This window comes from Pseudomonas sp. TWRC1-2, assembly GCF_049896685.1.
Classification (GTDB): domain Bacteria; phylum Pseudomonadota; class Gammaproteobacteria; order Pseudomonadales; family Pseudomonadaceae; genus Aquipseudomonas.
The window spans coordinates 672,473-686,848 of the sequence record NZ_JAFCUU010000001.1 but is presented as its reverse complement, the minus strand read 5'-3'; the positions used below and the strand labels follow the sequence as shown (position 1 = coordinate 686,848).

Sequence of the window (14,376 nt, the reverse complement as noted above, 5' to 3'; positions counted from 1 at the left end):
CTACAGCCGCGCGCTGAGCAGCAAAAACACGCCCCGCCCAAGGTCGGTACCCGCGCCAGGTCGTCGCAATAAGGTCACAGGTGATCGGCGTCGAACACGGCCTTGGCGAACGCTGCCGGGGCTTCCTGCGGCAGGTTGTGGCCGATTCCGCCATTGATCAGGCGAAATTCGTACTTGCCGGTGAAGCGCTTGGCGTAGTCCTCGGGTTGCGTGTGCGGTGCGCCGTTGGCGTCGCCTTCGAGGGTGATGGTCGGCACGCCGATGGTGGGCGACTGGGCCAGTCGCTGTTCCAGCGCGTCGTATTGCGCCTCGCCTTGCACCAAACCCAGGCGCCAACGGTAGTTGAAAACGGTAATAGCGACGTGATCAGGGTTATCCAGGCCTTTGGCGCTGCGTGCGAACGTGGCCTCGTCAAAGGTCCACTTCGGCGAAGCGGTTTGCCAGATCAGCCTGGCAAATTCGTGGGTGTTTTTCTGGTAGCCGGCGGCGCCGCGCTCGGTGGCGAAGTAGAACTGGTACCACCACTGCAATTCCGCCTTGGGCGGCAGCGGTTGCTGGCCGGCAGCCTGGTTGCCGATCAGGTAGCCGCTGACAGACACCAATGCCTTGACCCGCTCCGGCCACAGCGCCGAGACGATATCCGCCGAGCGCGCGCCCCAGTCGTACCCACCGAGTACCGCCTGCTTGATCTTCAGCGCGTCCATGAAGTCGATCACGTCCTGTGCCAACGCCGCCGGTTCACCGTTGCGCAGGGTTTTATCCGACACGAAACGCGTGGCGCCATAGCCGCGGGCATACGGGATCAACACGCGGTAGCCTTTGGCCGCCAGCCGCGGCGCGACGTTGGCGTAACTGTCGATGTCGTAGGGCCAGCCGTGCAGCAGGATCACCACCTGACCGTTGCCCGGGCCAATGTCGGCGTAGGCCACATCGAGCACCCCGGCCTTGACGTGCTTGAGCGCGCCGAAGGCGGACTGGTCATGGCTGGCCGGCGTTGACGGCTCGGGCATTTCAGCGTGCGCCACGCCCAGGGCGCCGAATGGCAACAAGGCCAATGCCAGAAAAAGCGGACGGTGTTTGGAGCGACGGGTCAACAGAGTGTGCAAGGCGAGCCTCCTGCGGCTGATGGGTGCCTGACACTCAGTTGACCGCTGCGCTGTATCGCGCATATTTCAGGAACGGTCTCGGGTTAAACGCTGTGTATCGCCACGCCTGCTGTACACACTGCGATACATATCCGCCCGCGCTACGCGAACACGATCTCATACGGCTCGCGCATGCGCTCCAGCAGTTCCTGGGCGAGCATCGGCGCGAGCCCGATGGCCGGGTCGCCGACCAATTGGCTGGCGTAGGCATGAGCGGCGTGAAGTTTGCGCGCGACGCTCCAGCTGTCCAGACGCACCTTATGCGCCCGCTGCCAAGGCATCATCGCCGCTTCACGCGCCGGACTGTGCCAGGCCCAGATGGGCAGTTCATAAAGCCGCGCTCCGATCAGGCTGCAGGCCTTGGCGCTGGCACGGCCGACGGCGTCGTGGTCGTCATTGCCGTCGTTGCGCCACGTGGTGAAGACCACGTCGCCCGGCTGCAGGTAACGCGCAATGAACTGGCTCATCGGCTGTTCACTGCTCGCCAGGGCGTCGTCACGAAAACCGCCGCGAATCCACTTCAAGCTGTGCAGCGGCATGCCCAACCGGCGCAACGCCTCGGCGCTTTCCTGGGGGCGAATCACACTCAGGCGGCTCGCCGGCCATGCGTGAGATCCCGGATGGCTGGCGCTGCCATCGGTGATCGAGATCAGCAGCAGCGGGTGCTCCAGAGTACTGAACAGTTGCAGCAGCCCTCCACACGCCAGCACTTCATCGCCAGGGTGCGGAGCAATCACCACCACGCGTGCACCGGGCGGCACCAGCGAAGAAGGAGAGATAGCGGGAATTTGCGCCAACTGTGGCGCGCTGTTCCAGATTTGCGCGGGACCGCGGCGGCCCTCGCTTAAGGAGGCAGGCTTCATGGGTGTCACATCCTTGTCGATTGATGCTGGGCCGTACCCCGTTGACGGGACGACGCTCTTTTTGTTCGCCGCAGACTCCGCTGCGGTGATGCGCGGTACTCCAACCCTGGAATACCGGCAAGGCGCTATCAGCATAGTCAAGGATTCATGGGTTTTACATCGTGAAATGTTGATTTTTTCAGCTGGTCTGCATGAGGCTCTTCAAATAGTCACCAAACCCGCCTTGGGCGCGGCAGTCGAGCCGGCCACTGGTAATCACCTGTGGCGTGTGACTCCAGGCGATTGACGCGCCGCAACGCTCCAGATTGCGCACCAGTTGCACATCTTCGTGGCACGCCAGGGGTTCGAACCCGCCGGCCTGCACATAGGCGCCAGCACTCACGCCCAGATTGGCGCCGTGAACATGGCGATGGCCGTCTCGGGCCTGGTAGGCCTGGGTGTAGCGAATTTTCGCCGCGGGGTCGAAGCCTTCACTCCAGGCGTCCACGGTCACGGTGCCGCACACCGCGTCGACACCCAGCGCCAATTGCGCCACCAGCCAGTCAGGGGCGACGCGGCTGTCGGCGTCCGTGCACGAAATCCAGCGTGCACCTTGATTCAGCAAGTGCCGCGCACCCACACCGCGCACTTGCCCGACATTGCGCGCCTGCACGTGCAGGCTGTGCACCGCATAGGCTTGCACGATTGCCGCACTGCCATCGTTGCAGCTGTCGAGCACGGTGAGGATCTGAACCGCTTCGCCGAGCAGCCCCGGATGGCGGGCAGCAACCAAGGCGGCCTTCAGGCATTCGCCCAGCAGCGCTTCTTCGTTATGCACCGGGATCAGAACGCCGATCATCGCAGCCCCTCCAGAGTCGCGACCGAGGTGCCGTCGCGGCTCCACAGGTCGAGCAGGAAATCACTTTCGTGATGCTGCACCACCGGCGGCATACCCAGCCGTTGCTGCAGCAGGGCATGCACCTGTTCAGCGGTCTGCGGGCAACCTTCAATGCGGGGGCGCCAGTGACAGGCAAGCAGTTGCCCATCTTCGGTCAAGGCGCCAAGGGCGCAGTCAACCAGGCGGTGCAAATCATCGGCATCCAGGTAGTAGCACAGCTCGCTCAACACGATCAGTTCGAACGAGCCGGTCGGCCACTGTTCCGGCAAACGACTTTGCTGCACCTCGGCATGGGGGAACCCCAGCAACCGGGTTTTCGCCAATGCCACTGCGGCACTGGCCGTGTCACAACACACCAGGCGGTCACAGCGCGGCGCCAGTTCGGCGCTCAGCTCGCCGTTGGCGCAACCGGGTTCGAATATCGACGCATAACGCGGGCGGGTCAGTGCCGCCAGGGTCAGCGCGCGTTTGCGCTGCTCGTACCAGCGTTGGCGAAATGCCCAAGGGTCGTCATTGCCGGCGAACAGTTGGTCGAAATACGGCGTGGCCACGCTCATACAAACACCACTTCAAAAGGCTGCAGCAGGCGTTCCACCACATAAGGCGCAAGCACAGGCGGCAGGCCGATCTGCGGGTCGCCCTCCAGCTGGCTGGCAAACGCGTGGATGGCATGACGCTTACGCGCCACCGTTTCGGGCGTCAGCAGGATTTTGCGCGCGCGGTGCCAGGGCACCTGGCTGTCTTCGGGGGTTGCCCAGTGCCAGGTCCATACCGGCAATTCATACAGGGTCGCGCCGACCGCATGCGCGGCCTTTGCACTGGCGCGGCCGACGGCCTCATGGTCGCAATGCCCATCTTCGCGCCACGTAGTGAAGACCACGTCCGTGGGTTTGAGGTAGCGTTGAATGAACGCGCTCAGCTGTGCTTCCTGCGCCGCCACCTGACTGTCGCTGAACCCTGCGCGCAGCCATTTGAGGCTGTGCAACGGCAAACCCAGGCGGTGCAATGCTTGGGCTGATTCCTGCGGGCGCACCACACTCAGGCGCTCCACCGGCCAGCGCTGAGAGCCCGGATGGCTGGCGCTGCCATCGGTCACCGAAATCAGCTGAATTGGCCGGCCGATGGCCGCCAGGCCTTGCAGCAGGCCACCGCAACCGAGCACTTCATCGTCCGGATGCGGGGCAATAATGACTGCCCGATGCCCTTCGGGTACCAACTGTTCGACGCTGATGTGCGGCAGTTCGGCCATGTGCGACGAGGCTTGCCACTGATGCAGTGGCGTGCCCTGGCCTACGATTGGGTTGGGTTTCATAACTGCCACCTCCCTGTGGGCTGCTCAGCCACCTGTTCGCCCAACGCCGCCAGGTCGCGTTCCGCATGGCTCTGGCGCACGTACACCGGCAGGTCGGCCATCAACTGGGCAAAGTGCGGGTCTTTGCAATAAGGCCCGGCACCTGCCGCACGGCCCACATGGTGGATGACCTGCTCGACGGTATCTTCGATGCAGGCGCGCACCTGCTGCGCCAGCAGCCGTGCATCCGCCCGTGGCGCGCGGTCAACCTGTTCTGCACTGTCACGCAACACACAGGCCGCACTGTTGAGCACGCTGTCCACTGCGCCCAGGTGGGCGAGGGCATGGGGCTCGGGGCGCTTGCTGCATTGCTCGCGCAACACCTCGGCCAGGCGTTGCGCGCCGCCGTACCAGCAGGCGGCAATACCAATCCCGCCTTGCCAGAAGCCAGGGCGGGACAGGTAATCACCCGGCCCGCCGACGGCAATACCCTTGGCCCCGTCGAACACAATCTCGACGCTGCCAGTGGCGGCCATGCCCACGGCGTTCCAGCCTTCATTGGTGACGGTAATGCCGGGCTGATCCATGTCCACGGCAACCAGTTGCTGACGGTCTTCGTCGTCCCAGGCGGTCAGCAAGCCATGACTGACCACCGCCGCCCCGGAACACCAGGCCTTGCGCCCCTCGACGATCAACCGATGGCCATCACGGTGCACGCGCACCTTGGCTGTCGGCGGTTCGGCCGCCCACATGCCCCACAAGCTGCCCAAAGGCGGCAGGGGGCTGTCGAGTTCGGCGATGATCGCCAGGGCGTCGGTGTGGCCTTCGAACAATTTGCACAGGCGCAGATCGTGGCCCGCCACCTGGGCCAGACGACTGAATCGCTCCAGCGTCTGGCCACTGCCGGGTAACGGCAGCTGGTCCAGGCCTTCTTCCTGAAGTGCCTTCAGGGCTTGGCCCAAAGCGTGCGTGTCCGCATAGCCCCGGTAGCTTTGAAGGAATCCATGCAACGCCATTTCACACCTCGTCGTGCTGCAGTTCAAACAGCAACAGCGAGCGGCCGGTGACCGCGTACTCGTGCTCGAAATCAAAGCGCTCCTGGCCGCGCACCGCCGGCTCATTGGTGTCGAGCATGCAGGTCCAGAATTCGCCTTCCGGCACCGGTGGCAGGCGGAAATTGACCATGTCGTGGTGGGCGTTGACCACCAGCAGCAAGGTCGCATCGCCACCCGGGCGGCGAATCCCGGTTTCCTGGGCGCGGCCATCCATCAGCATGCCCAGGCAGCGGCCATGGCTGTCTTGCCACTGTTCGGTGGTCATTTCGTTGCCATCCGGCGCCAGCCAGGTGACATCCTTCACCCCGATGTCTTCGTTGTAGTCACCCACCAGGAAGCGTCCACGGCGCAGGATCGGATACGCCAGGCGCAGCTTGATCAGGCGTTTTACAAACTTGAGCAGCGCCTTGCCGTCGTCGTCCAGCTCCCAGTTGACCCAGCCGATCTCGCTGTCCTGGCAGTAGGCATTGTTGTTGCCGTGCTGGGTGCGAGCGAATTCGTCACCGGCCACCAGCATCGGTGTGCCTTGGGCCAAGAGCAGGGTGGCAAAAAAGTTGCGCATCTGGCGCAGGCGCAGCGCGTTGATTTCCGGGTCTTCGGTAGGCCCTTCGACGCCATGGTTCCAGGACAGGTTGTTGTTGCTGCCGTCCTGGTTATTTTCGTCGTTGGCTTCGTTGTGCTTGTCGTTGTACGACACCAGGTCGTGCAAGGTGAAGCCGTCGTGGGCGGTGATGAAGTTCACCGAGCTGTACGGGCGTCGACCACGCTGGTTGAACATCTCGCCGGACGCCGTCATGCGTGCAGCGAAGTCTGCCAACTGGCCGTCGTCGCCTTTCCAGAACGCGCGCACGGTGTCGCGGAAACGGTCGTTCCATTCCACCCAGCCCGGTGGGAATTTGCCCACTTGGTAGCCACCGGGGCCGCAGTCCCAAGGTTCGGCGATCATTTTCACCTGGCGCAGCACCGGGTCCTGGCGGCAGGCCACGAGGAAGCTGTGGCGTTCGTCGAAGCCATCGCGGTAACGGCCCAGAATGGTCGCCAGGTCAAAGCGGAAACCGTCCACATGCATCTCGGTGGCCCAGTAACGCAAGGAGTCGGTGACCATTTGCAGCACGCACGGGTGGCTCAGGTCCAAGGTGTTGCCGGTGCCGGAATCGTTGATGTAGAAGCGCTTGTCGTCAGGCATCAGGCGATAGTAGGAGGCGTTGTCGATGCCGCGCATGGACAGGGTCGGGCCACGCTCGTTGCCTTCGGCGGTGTGGTTGTAGACCACATCGAGGATCACTTCCAGCTTGGCTTCGTGCAGGTGCGCGACCATTTCCTTGAATTCGGCGATCTTGCCGCTGGCCAAGTAGCGCGGGTCCGGGGCGAAGAAGGCGATGCTGTTGTAGCCCCAATAGTTGGTCATGCCTTTTTGCAGCAAGTGCTGGTCGTTGACGAATGCGTGCACGGGCAGCAATTCCACCGACGACACACCCAGCTGGCGGATGTGCTTGAGCACATCATCTTCCATCAGCCCGGCGCAGGTGCCGCGCACCGACTCGCCAACCGAAGGATGGCGCATGCTGATGCCGCGCAGGTGGGTTTCATAAATGATCGTGCGGTCCCATGGCACCCGCACCGGCTGGTCGTTGCCCCAGGTGTGCGCCGGGTCGATGACCTTGCACTTGGGCACGAAGGGCGCGCTGTCGCGTTCGTCGAAACTGAGGTCGTCGTCGGGGTGGCCGATGGTGTAGCCGAACAACGCCTCGGACCATTTGAGTTCGCCCACCAGCTGTTTGGCATAGGGGTCGATCAGCAATTTGTTGTGGTTGAAGCGGTGACCATTGGCCGGGTCATATGCACCGTATACGCGGTAGCCGTAAATCAGCCCAGGGTGGGCGTCGGGCAGGTAACCGTGGAAGGTTTCGTCGGTGTATTCGGGCAGTTCGATACGTTCCAGCTCAACTTCGCCGGTGTCGTCAAACAGGCACAGTTCAACTTTGGTGGCGTTGGCCGAGAACAGCGCAAAGTTGACGCCCAGGCCGTCCCAGGTGGCGCCGAGGGGGAAGGGCAAACCTTCACGAATCCGCGACGGCTCGTTTTCCGGCGTCGGTTGGTTTTTATCTGGTTTGCTCATTGAGTTGCTCCTGCAAGGGTCTTTTTTCGGGCCGAGCGCGACCGTGCTGGCGATCGTTCAGCTGACGCAGTGGATATTCAAAAGGGAACCTCCTGCCGGCAGCGCCGGGAGGAGGCCCGTAAGGTCGTGACGCTTAAGGCTTGGGTTTTTTCGGCGCTGCGGGCTTTTTCGCCGCAGGCGGCGCCGGTTTGCTCGCCGCCGGTGCTGGTGGCTTGGCTTTGGGCGCAGGCTTGGGCGCGGTTTTCGGCTTGGCAGCGGCCTTGGGCTTACTCGGCGTCAGCGCTTCGGCTTCGGCCAGCTTGCGCGCCATCTCCCAGTGGCGGGTGTCCTCTCCGTGGGGCTTGCCCTCGGATTCCCAGATCTGATGCGCCAACTCGCGAATACGTTTGTCTTCAGTACTCATCACAATGCTCCTCACAGAAAAGTTTCAGCTTTCTTGATCATCAGGATTGATAAAGACATTGACCGGGAAATCCCCCAGGGCAGCGCTGATCAACAGCTCCTTGTTTGGTGTGACTGCGCCTGTATGAAAAAGTCCCTTCCAGTTTTGCGTTGTCGCGGCGAACGGTAATTTCACCCGCGTATCGCCCCAAACCTGCGCGTTGATGTGGGGCCGCTCACCGTTTTCCAGCAGGCGATGAGGCCAGCGCGGCACCACCACCAGCAGGCGTTTGCCTTCATGTTCGCGACAGAATGCGACCACGTGTTCTGCGTGCGTGCCGGTGACCTCCAGCGGTGTGTAGCGGCCGCTGCGGAAGATCTCGGGGTGCGCCTTGCGCAACGCCAGCACTTGGGCAATCAGCGCTTGCTTGACGCGCCCGTCGCGCCAGTTGGACAACAGTTCAGGGATGTCCGGCGGTGTGTTCAGCGCTTGTTGCCGTGCGCTGAAGTCCACCGGACGACGGTTGTCCGGGTCCACCAGGCTGAAGTCCCAGAACTCATCGCCCTGATACAAGTCCGGCACACCCGGCACGGTGATCCGAAGCAAGGATTGCGCCAGGCTGTTGATTGCGCCCGCCGCGGCAATCGCGTGAGCGGCATTGCCCAGGGCGGTGCGCAACGCGCTGCCGGCCTCGCTGAGCAACAAGCGCGAGAGAAACGCCTCGACGCCTTGTTCATAGGCCTCGTTCGGCGCGCTCCAGCTGCTTTGCAACTTGGCTTCGCGCAGGGCCTTTTGCTGCCATTGCCAGAGGCGCTGCTGGTAGTTTTCGACGTCGAGGTGCAGGTCCAGCGGCCAACTGCCCAGCAATACTTGATACAGGATCAGCTCATCGCCGGCCGACGGGCTATTGGCATCCTCGCGCAAGGGGGCGGCGAGGGTGCGCCAGTGCTCGACCTGTTCGACGTACCACGGCGCGCATTCACTCAATACCGCCAGGCGTGCGCGGGTATCTTCGCCGCGCTTGTGGTCGTGGGTGGCGGTGGCCAGCAGGTTGTCGGGAAAGGTCTGCAAGCGCTGTTGGTTGACGGTATGAAACGCCGCCACCGGCGCACTGAACTGCTCGGTGCTGAAACCCACGTCATTGCGCGACAGCAGTACTGCCGAGCGATAGAACGCGGTGTCTTCCACGGCCTTGGCCGCGGCCGGAGAGGTCAGTTGCTGGAAGCGCACACAGGCATGCTTGAGTATCTTGCGCTCACGCCCGATCGGGCGATGGCGCCACGGCTGGCCGCCCAGCCATTTTTCCAGGTGGTCGAGCACCGGCCAGTCGCCTTCGCTCAAGGTGCTGCGGGCACCGGCCAGGGCTTGCAGGAAAAACACGTCATCGTTTTCGCTGCGGCCACGGGCGCTGATGTAAGTGCGGTACACCGGGAAGTGCACGATCAGTTCCTGCAAGGCGCGGCGGATCGCGCCCAGGGTCAGGTCGCGGGTCATCACATCGTCACGGGCCACTTGCAGCAGGGCCTGGGCCACGCTTTCGAAGTCACCGGCCAGCGAGCCATTCAGGATCTGCTGGCGCGCCAGCCAGGCTTCTTCGATAAACGCCGCTGGCCGTCCGCTGTGGCGGGTCCACAACTCGGCAAGCGGCTCGAAGCCTTGAGGATCGTGCTGCAGCAACGACAGCTGGTTCATGAATTCGTAGCCGGTGGTGCCGTCCACGTTCCAGTCTTCGCGCAGGGTTTCGCCTTCACCGAGGATTTTTTCCACGAAGATCGGCAAGTGCCGTTCGGGCGCCAGTGAATCAACCCGACGCCGCAGCTTACGGCAGTAACCGCGTGGGTCGGCCAGGCCGTCGATATGGTCGATGCGCAAGCCATCGATCAGGCCTTCGCTGATCAGCTCGAAGATCTTGCCGTGGGTGGCCTCGAACACCGCCTTGCGTTCGACGCGCAAGCCGCCCAACTCGTTGACATCAAAGAAGCGCCGCCAGTTGATATCGTCCGCCGCCGTGCGCCAGCTGGCGAGCCGGTAGACTTGTTCTTCGAGCAATTGATGCAGACGATTGAAACCCTCGGGCTGGCGCGCGTCGAACTCGCCCAGACGTTGCTCGATGGCCTGGCGCACGTCGCTTTCGGTCGCGCGTTCGGCCAGCGCCTGCTTGAGCCAGGCGGCTTCGTGGTAGGCATCATCCTGACAGGCCAGCGCGCTGAAACGCTCGGCCAGCGGCCGGAGCGGCTCGTCGGCGCCGAGGATCAATGCGTAGTCGCGCGGGCAGATCGGGAAGCGGTGTTCGTAATGCTCGACGTAAAAGGCCCCATGCTCGGCGTCGAAATGCAGCGTCAGCGTGCCGGTTTGCAGGGCCTCGCCGTAGTCGCTGCCCAAGAACGGCATCAGCAGTTGGCCTTTGAGCAACGGGTCTGGCGAGTGCCACTGAATATCGAAGAATTCGCTGTAGGGGCTCAGGCGTCCCCATTCGAGCAGGTCCAGCCACCACGGGTTGTCCGCGCCACCCACGGCCATATGGTTGGAGACGATATCGAGGATCAGACCCATCTGGTGTTCACGCAGCGCAGCAACCAGGCGGCGCAAGGCCGGCTCGCCGCCCAGTTCGGGGTTGACGGTCGTCGGGTCGACCACGTCGTAGCCGTGCATGGAGCCGGCGCGGGCACTGAGTATCGGTGAGGCGTACAAATGGCTGATGCCTAGCTGGGCGAAGTACGGCACCAGAGGCACCGCGTCGTCCAGGGTAAAACCTTTATGGAATTGCAGGCGCTGGGTAGCGCGCAGGGGCAGTGCTTTCATCGGTCACGCTCATAGGCTTGGTTACGCGCAACGGCCAGCAGTTCGAGGCGGCGGGCAGCGCCGGCGTTGTCGAGCAGACTGGCGGCTTCGCCCGGCAGGCGACGGCGCCAATTGGGATGGGTGTCGGTGGTGCCGGGCAAGTTGGCTTGTTCTTCGATGCCCAGCGCGTCTTCCAGCGGCAGCAATACCAGGGGCGCACGGGTATGGCCGAGGTAGCGCACGCTGGCGTCGATCATGTGGTCGGTGTCGTTGCGAATTTCATCGACAAAGTTCTGCGGGTCCTGGCTCAAGGCCTGGCGCAGTGCTTGACGTTCGTGCAGGCGGTGTTCGCTCCATTGCTCCACCGTCGGGGCGTCGATCAGGCCGAGCTGGATATTCCACTCGATGTCGCGGCTGTGCCACCAGCCGTTGAGGGTCGGCAAGTCGTGAGTGCTGGTGGTTGCCAAGGCGTTGTCCGGCCAGTCGAGGATCGGCCTGAACTGGCCATCGTGATTTTGTTCGAACAGCAGCACGCGCATGCCCAGAATCGAACGCGCGCTGAGTTTTTCGCGCAGGCCGTCGGGCACGGTGCCGAGGTCTTCACCCAGCACAATCGCCTTGTGGCGTTGGGATTCCAGCGCCAGCAGCCGCAGCAGGTCGTCCACCGGGTAATACAGGTACGCACCCTCGCGCGCGGAGGCATCCATGGGGATCACCCACAGGCGTTGCAGGCCCATCACATGGTCGATGCGCAGGCCGCCGGCATGGGCGAAGTTGGCTCGCAGCATCTCGATAAAGGCGCGGAAGCCATTGCGTTTGAGGCCCTCGGGGGAAAACGCCGAGATGCCCCAACCTTGACCGGCGCGGTTGAGAATATCGGGCGGCGCGCCCACGGTGAGGTTCGCCAGCAATTCATCCTGGCGGCTCCAGGCCTGGCTGCCGCCGCCGTCGGCGCCGACGGCCAGGTCGGCGATCAGGCCGACGCCCATGCCGCTGCCACGCGCCGCTTGCTGCGCACGCTCCAGGCAACGCGCGATCAGCCATTGGCTGAACGCGTAGAAGCCGATTTCGTCACGGTGCTCAGCGGCGAACTTAACCAGCTCAGGGCTTTGCGGCGTGCGCCAGGCTTCGGGCCAGTGCCGCCAGTCGAGGTCCTCACCCGCGGCGGCGCGAACGGCCTGCACGGCTTCGAAACGGCAATGGTTCTCCAGGGCTTCACCGCCATTCTGGCGAAAGCTCAGGAAATCGGCATGCTGCGGGTGTCCGCCGTGGCGGAAGTCTTCATAGAGGGCGCGCAACAGGCGCTGCTTGGCCTTGGCGGCGGCGGGCCAGTCGATCAGGGTGTGCTGTTCCAGCGTGTGCAGTTCTTCGGTCAAACCGCAGGCGTCGATGGCATTGCGCACTTCGCGCTCGCCCAGAATGCAGGCAGGCGAGGCGTACAGGCTGTTCAGAAACAGGCGGCTGGACGGCGAGTAGGGGCTGTAGCGCTCGGTGTCGGCGCTGAACATCGCGTGCATCGGGCTGATCGCCAAGGCATCGGCGCCGCGTTCGGCGGCGGCGCGGACCATGTGCTCTAACGCCTGCGTGTCGCCAAAACCGCCGTCGCCGAGGCGACGCAGCGCATACAGCTGGGCGCTCAGGCCCCAGGCGCGCGCGGGTTGGGCGTCAACCGCTTCGGCCACGCTGTAGCAATTGGCGGGCGCCACGGCCAGGGTGAAGGTCTGGTCGTCGATGTGCACCTGGTGATAGCCCAGCGCGATGACGCCTGGCAGCACGGCATCACCGTCGAGGCGCAGCTCCAGGGTTTCGCCGGTTTCCAGGCTGACGCGGCAGGGCGTGTCTGCGGCAAAGTAGCGTGCCAGGTCGAGGCCTTCGCCGCTGTCGACGGTCATCAACGGCGGCAGGTGCTTGTCTTGCTGCACCTGTTCGAGTTCGAGCAGGCTGGCGTTGATTTCGGCATCGGTATCGGCCGGGTGGCCCAGACCTTTGAGAACGGCGCGCAAGGCGCCGGGTTTTACATGTTGCGGGCGGCCGTTTGCGTCGATCCAATCGACGGCCAGGCCCGCTCGGCTGGCGAGTATTTCCAGGTTCGCTTCGCTCAAAGGTGCTCTCCAACAGGGGATAGGGCAACGCGTGCGCTGAAGGGTGCCAATTGCGCCCCTTCACCGGCAGGCGTTTCAAATAGCAGGTGCGGCGGCGCGGGGTGATCCAGCGGTTCTGCGCCCAGGTTCAAGTCGATCTGCAACACACTGCCGTTGCCCAGGCGCCAGCGCGCGCTGACGGCGCCTTGCCCCAGTACTTGCGCACCCAAGGCCACGCTGCCGGGCAAGTGAGGCACGATCCGCTGGTGGCGCAAGCTCAACAGTTGGCGGTAGAACTGAGCGTGCTGGTTTTCGGTGAAGGCGGGCGCTGATTGCACAAAGGTGGGCAGGGCGTTCGGGTCGGGAATGTGTTCGCGCCTTTGCGGGTCCTTGAATGCGGCAAAATCGGCAAACTCGTTGCGCCGGCCTTCGCGCACAGCTTCGGCAAGCTCGCCATGGTGATCGGTGAAAAACAGGAACGGTTCCTCGGCGTTCACTTCATCACCCATGAAGAGCAACGGAATCATCGGCGACAGCAGCAATAACGTCGTGGCTGCCTTGAGCGCCTGCGGCGAGCACAGCTGATGCAGGCGTTCGCCCAGTGCGCGGTTACCGATCTGGTCATGGTTCTGCAAAAACGCCACGAAGGCGCTGGGCGGCAAGTCCCCACTGGGTTCGCCGCGCTCATGGCCGTGGCGGGTGGTGTGGCCCTGATAGATGAACCCCTCACCCAGGCAGCGCGCCAGCTTTTCGGTAGGGTTTTTGGCAAAGTCGCTGTAATAGGCGTCGGTTTCGCCGGTGAGCAATACGTGCAGCACGTTGTGGAAATCATCGTTCCACTGCGCGTCGAAATCGTTTTTCAACAGGCTGGCCTGGTTCAGCTCGTTTTCCAGCACCAGCCAAACGTGCCGGCCTGTGTCTACCTGTTGGCGAACACGGTGGGCCAGCTCCTTGAGAAAATCGGGATTGTCGATCGCGTGCACCGCGTCCAGGCGCAGGCCGTCAAAGCGGTATTCGAGCAACCACATCAACGCGTTGTCGAGGAAGAAGTCGCGTACTTCGCGACGATCAAAATCAATGCCAGCGCCCCAGGGCGTGTGCACGTCTTCTTGAAAGAAGCCTTTGGCGTATTGGCCCAGGTAGTTGCCGTCCGGGCCGAAGTGGTTGTAAACCACATCGAGCATCACCGCCAGGCCGTGTTCGTGGGCGCTGTCGATCAATTGCTTGAGCTGTTCCGGCGAGCCATAAGAGGAGTGTGGCGCGTAGGGCAGAACCCCGTCGTAACCCCAATTGCGTTCGCCGGGAAATTGCGCCAACGGCATCAATTCAATCGCAGTGACGCCCAGTTCAGCCAGGCGTGGCAGTTGCGCTTGTACGGCGGCGTAGCCACCCAGCGCACCCACGTGCAGCTCGTAGATCACCGCTTCGTGCCATGGGCGGCCTTGCCATTGGCTGTGGCGCCACTGATAGGCGAGTGGATCGACAACCACGCTCCAACCATGAACATCCTGGGCTTGCGCCCTGGATGCCGGGTCGGGTACATCGTTTTCGCCGTCGATGTTGTAACGGTAGCGAGTGCCCGCCGGGCACTTTATCTCTACCTCAAACCAGCCATCTGCCTGAGGCAACATGGCGATGGACTTGCCGTCTTCCAATTCAACGCTGACATAAAACGCGTCTGGCGCCCACAGGGCAAAACGCGTGTGTTGCGCGTCCAGCATAATTGCGCCGTGGGGCCAGGTTTCCAGATTCCGTGACGGCATCTATGAAGCCCTCCCTTGA

Annotated in this window: 11 protein-coding genes; all 11 read right to left on the bottom strand. The window is 63.3% G+C overall.

Annotated features, from left to right (window positions below):
- Positions 1-74 precede the first annotated feature (74 nt).
- On the bottom strand, positions 75-1,106 hold the full coding sequence (locus tag ACP7B3_RS03080; RefSeq protein ID WP_426177781.1) for an alpha/beta fold hydrolase: 1,032 nt from the start codon (positions 1,104-1,106) through the stop codon (positions 75-77).
- Positions 1,107-1,246: 140 nt separating this feature from the next.
- Positions 1,247-2,008 carry a PIG-L deacetylase family protein gene (locus ACP7B3_RS03075; protein WP_426177779.1) on the bottom strand — a complete coding sequence of 254 codons (762 nt, stop codon included), beginning with the start codon at positions 2,006-2,008 and terminating at the stop codon, positions 1,247-1,249.
- A gap of 178 nt (positions 2,009-2,186) precedes the next feature.
- Positions 2,187-2,846: a glycosyltransferase gene (locus tag ACP7B3_RS03070; protein WP_426177777.1), complete on the bottom strand. Its 660-nt coding sequence runs from the start codon at positions 2,844-2,846 to the stop codon at positions 2,187-2,189.
- On the bottom strand, positions 2,843-3,442 hold the full coding sequence (locus ACP7B3_RS03065) for an SAM-dependent methyltransferase (protein ID WP_426177776.1): 600 nt from the start codon (positions 3,440-3,442) through the stop codon (positions 2,843-2,845). Before ACP7B3_RS03065 ends, ACP7B3_RS03070 begins: the two co-directional genes overlap by 4 nt.
- Positions 3,439-4,197 carry a PIG-L deacetylase family protein gene (locus ACP7B3_RS03060; protein ID WP_426177774.1) on the bottom strand — a complete coding sequence of 253 codons (759 nt, stop codon included), beginning with the start codon at positions 4,195-4,197 and terminating at the stop codon, positions 3,439-3,441. The genes ACP7B3_RS03065 and ACP7B3_RS03060 overlap by 4 nt, the downstream gene beginning before the upstream one ends.
- Positions 4,194-5,192, bottom strand: a complete 999-nt coding sequence (locus ACP7B3_RS03055; protein WP_145161050.1) for an acyl-CoA dehydrogenase family protein — start codon at positions 5,190-5,192, stop codon at positions 4,194-4,196. Before ACP7B3_RS03055 ends, ACP7B3_RS03060 begins: the two co-directional genes overlap by 4 nt.
- Position 5,193: 1 nt before the next feature.
- Positions 5,194-7,350 carry a glycogen debranching protein GlgX gene (glgX, locus tag ACP7B3_RS03050; protein WP_145161049.1) on the bottom strand — a complete coding sequence of 719 codons (2,157 nt, stop codon included), beginning with the start codon at positions 7,348-7,350 and terminating at the stop codon, positions 5,194-5,196.
- Positions 7,351-7,483: 133 nt separating this feature from the next.
- Positions 7,484-7,753 (bottom strand): DUF2934 domain-containing protein, encoded by a 270-nt coding sequence (locus ACP7B3_RS03045; protein WP_106579064.1) that lies wholly within the window; start codon positions 7,751-7,753, stop codon positions 7,484-7,486.
- Between the two features lie 24 nt (positions 7,754-7,777).
- Positions 7,778-10,534: a malto-oligosyltrehalose synthase gene (locus tag ACP7B3_RS03040; protein ID WP_426177771.1), complete on the bottom strand. Its 2,757-nt coding sequence runs from the start codon at positions 10,532-10,534 to the stop codon at positions 7,778-7,780.
- The gene (gene malQ / locus ACP7B3_RS03035) at positions 10,531-12,615 is read right to left on the bottom strand and encodes a 4-alpha-glucanotransferase (RefSeq protein WP_426177769.1); all 2,085 of its coding nucleotides are present in this window, start codon (positions 12,613-12,615) and stop codon (positions 10,531-10,533) included. Before malQ ends, ACP7B3_RS03040 begins: the two co-directional genes overlap by 4 nt.
- A complete protein-coding gene (gene treZ, locus ACP7B3_RS03030) occupies positions 12,612-14,357 on the bottom strand; it encodes a malto-oligosyltrehalose trehalohydrolase (RefSeq protein WP_426177767.1) in 1,746 nt (581 codons plus the stop codon). The genes malQ and treZ overlap by 4 nt, the downstream gene beginning before the upstream one ends.
- Between the last annotated feature and the right edge of the window lie 19 nt (positions 14,358-14,376).

What these genes read in the sequence shown, in the direction of transcription:
- glgX (WP_145161049.1), bottom strand. Translation starts at nt 7,350, where the DNA reads ATGAGCAAACCAGATAAAAACCAACCGACGCCGGAAAACGAGCCGTCG.
- treZ (WP_426177767.1), bottom strand. Translation starts at nt 14,357, where the DNA reads ATGCCGTCACGGAATCTGGAAACCTGGCCCCACGGCGCAATTATGCTG.
- ACP7B3_RS03045 (WP_106579064.1), bottom strand. Translation starts at nt 7,753, where the DNA reads ATGAGTACTGAAGACAAACGTATTCGCGAGTTGGCGCATCAGATCTGG.
- ACP7B3_RS03060 (WP_426177774.1), bottom strand. Translation starts at nt 4,197, where the DNA reads ATGAAACCCAACCCAATCGTAGGCCAGGGCACGCCACTGCATCAGTGG.
- ACP7B3_RS03075 (WP_426177779.1), bottom strand. Translation starts at nt 2,008, where the DNA reads ATGAAGCCTGCCTCCTTAAGCGAGGGCCGCCGCGGTCCCGCGCAAATC.
- ACP7B3_RS03065 (WP_426177776.1), bottom strand. Translation starts at nt 3,442, where the DNA reads ATGAGCGTGGCCACGCCGTATTTCGACCAACTGTTCGCCGGCAATGAC.
- ACP7B3_RS03055 (WP_145161050.1), bottom strand. Translation starts at nt 5,192, where the DNA reads ATGGCGTTGCATGGATTCCTTCAAAGCTACCGGGGCTATGCGGACACG.
- ACP7B3_RS03070 (WP_426177777.1), bottom strand. Translation starts at nt 2,846, where the DNA reads ATGATCGGCGTTCTGATCCCGGTGCATAACGAAGAAGCGCTGCTGGGC.
- ACP7B3_RS03040 (WP_426177771.1), bottom strand. Translation starts at nt 10,534, where the DNA reads ATGAAAGCACTGCCCCTGCGCGCTACCCAGCGCCTGCAATTCCATAAA.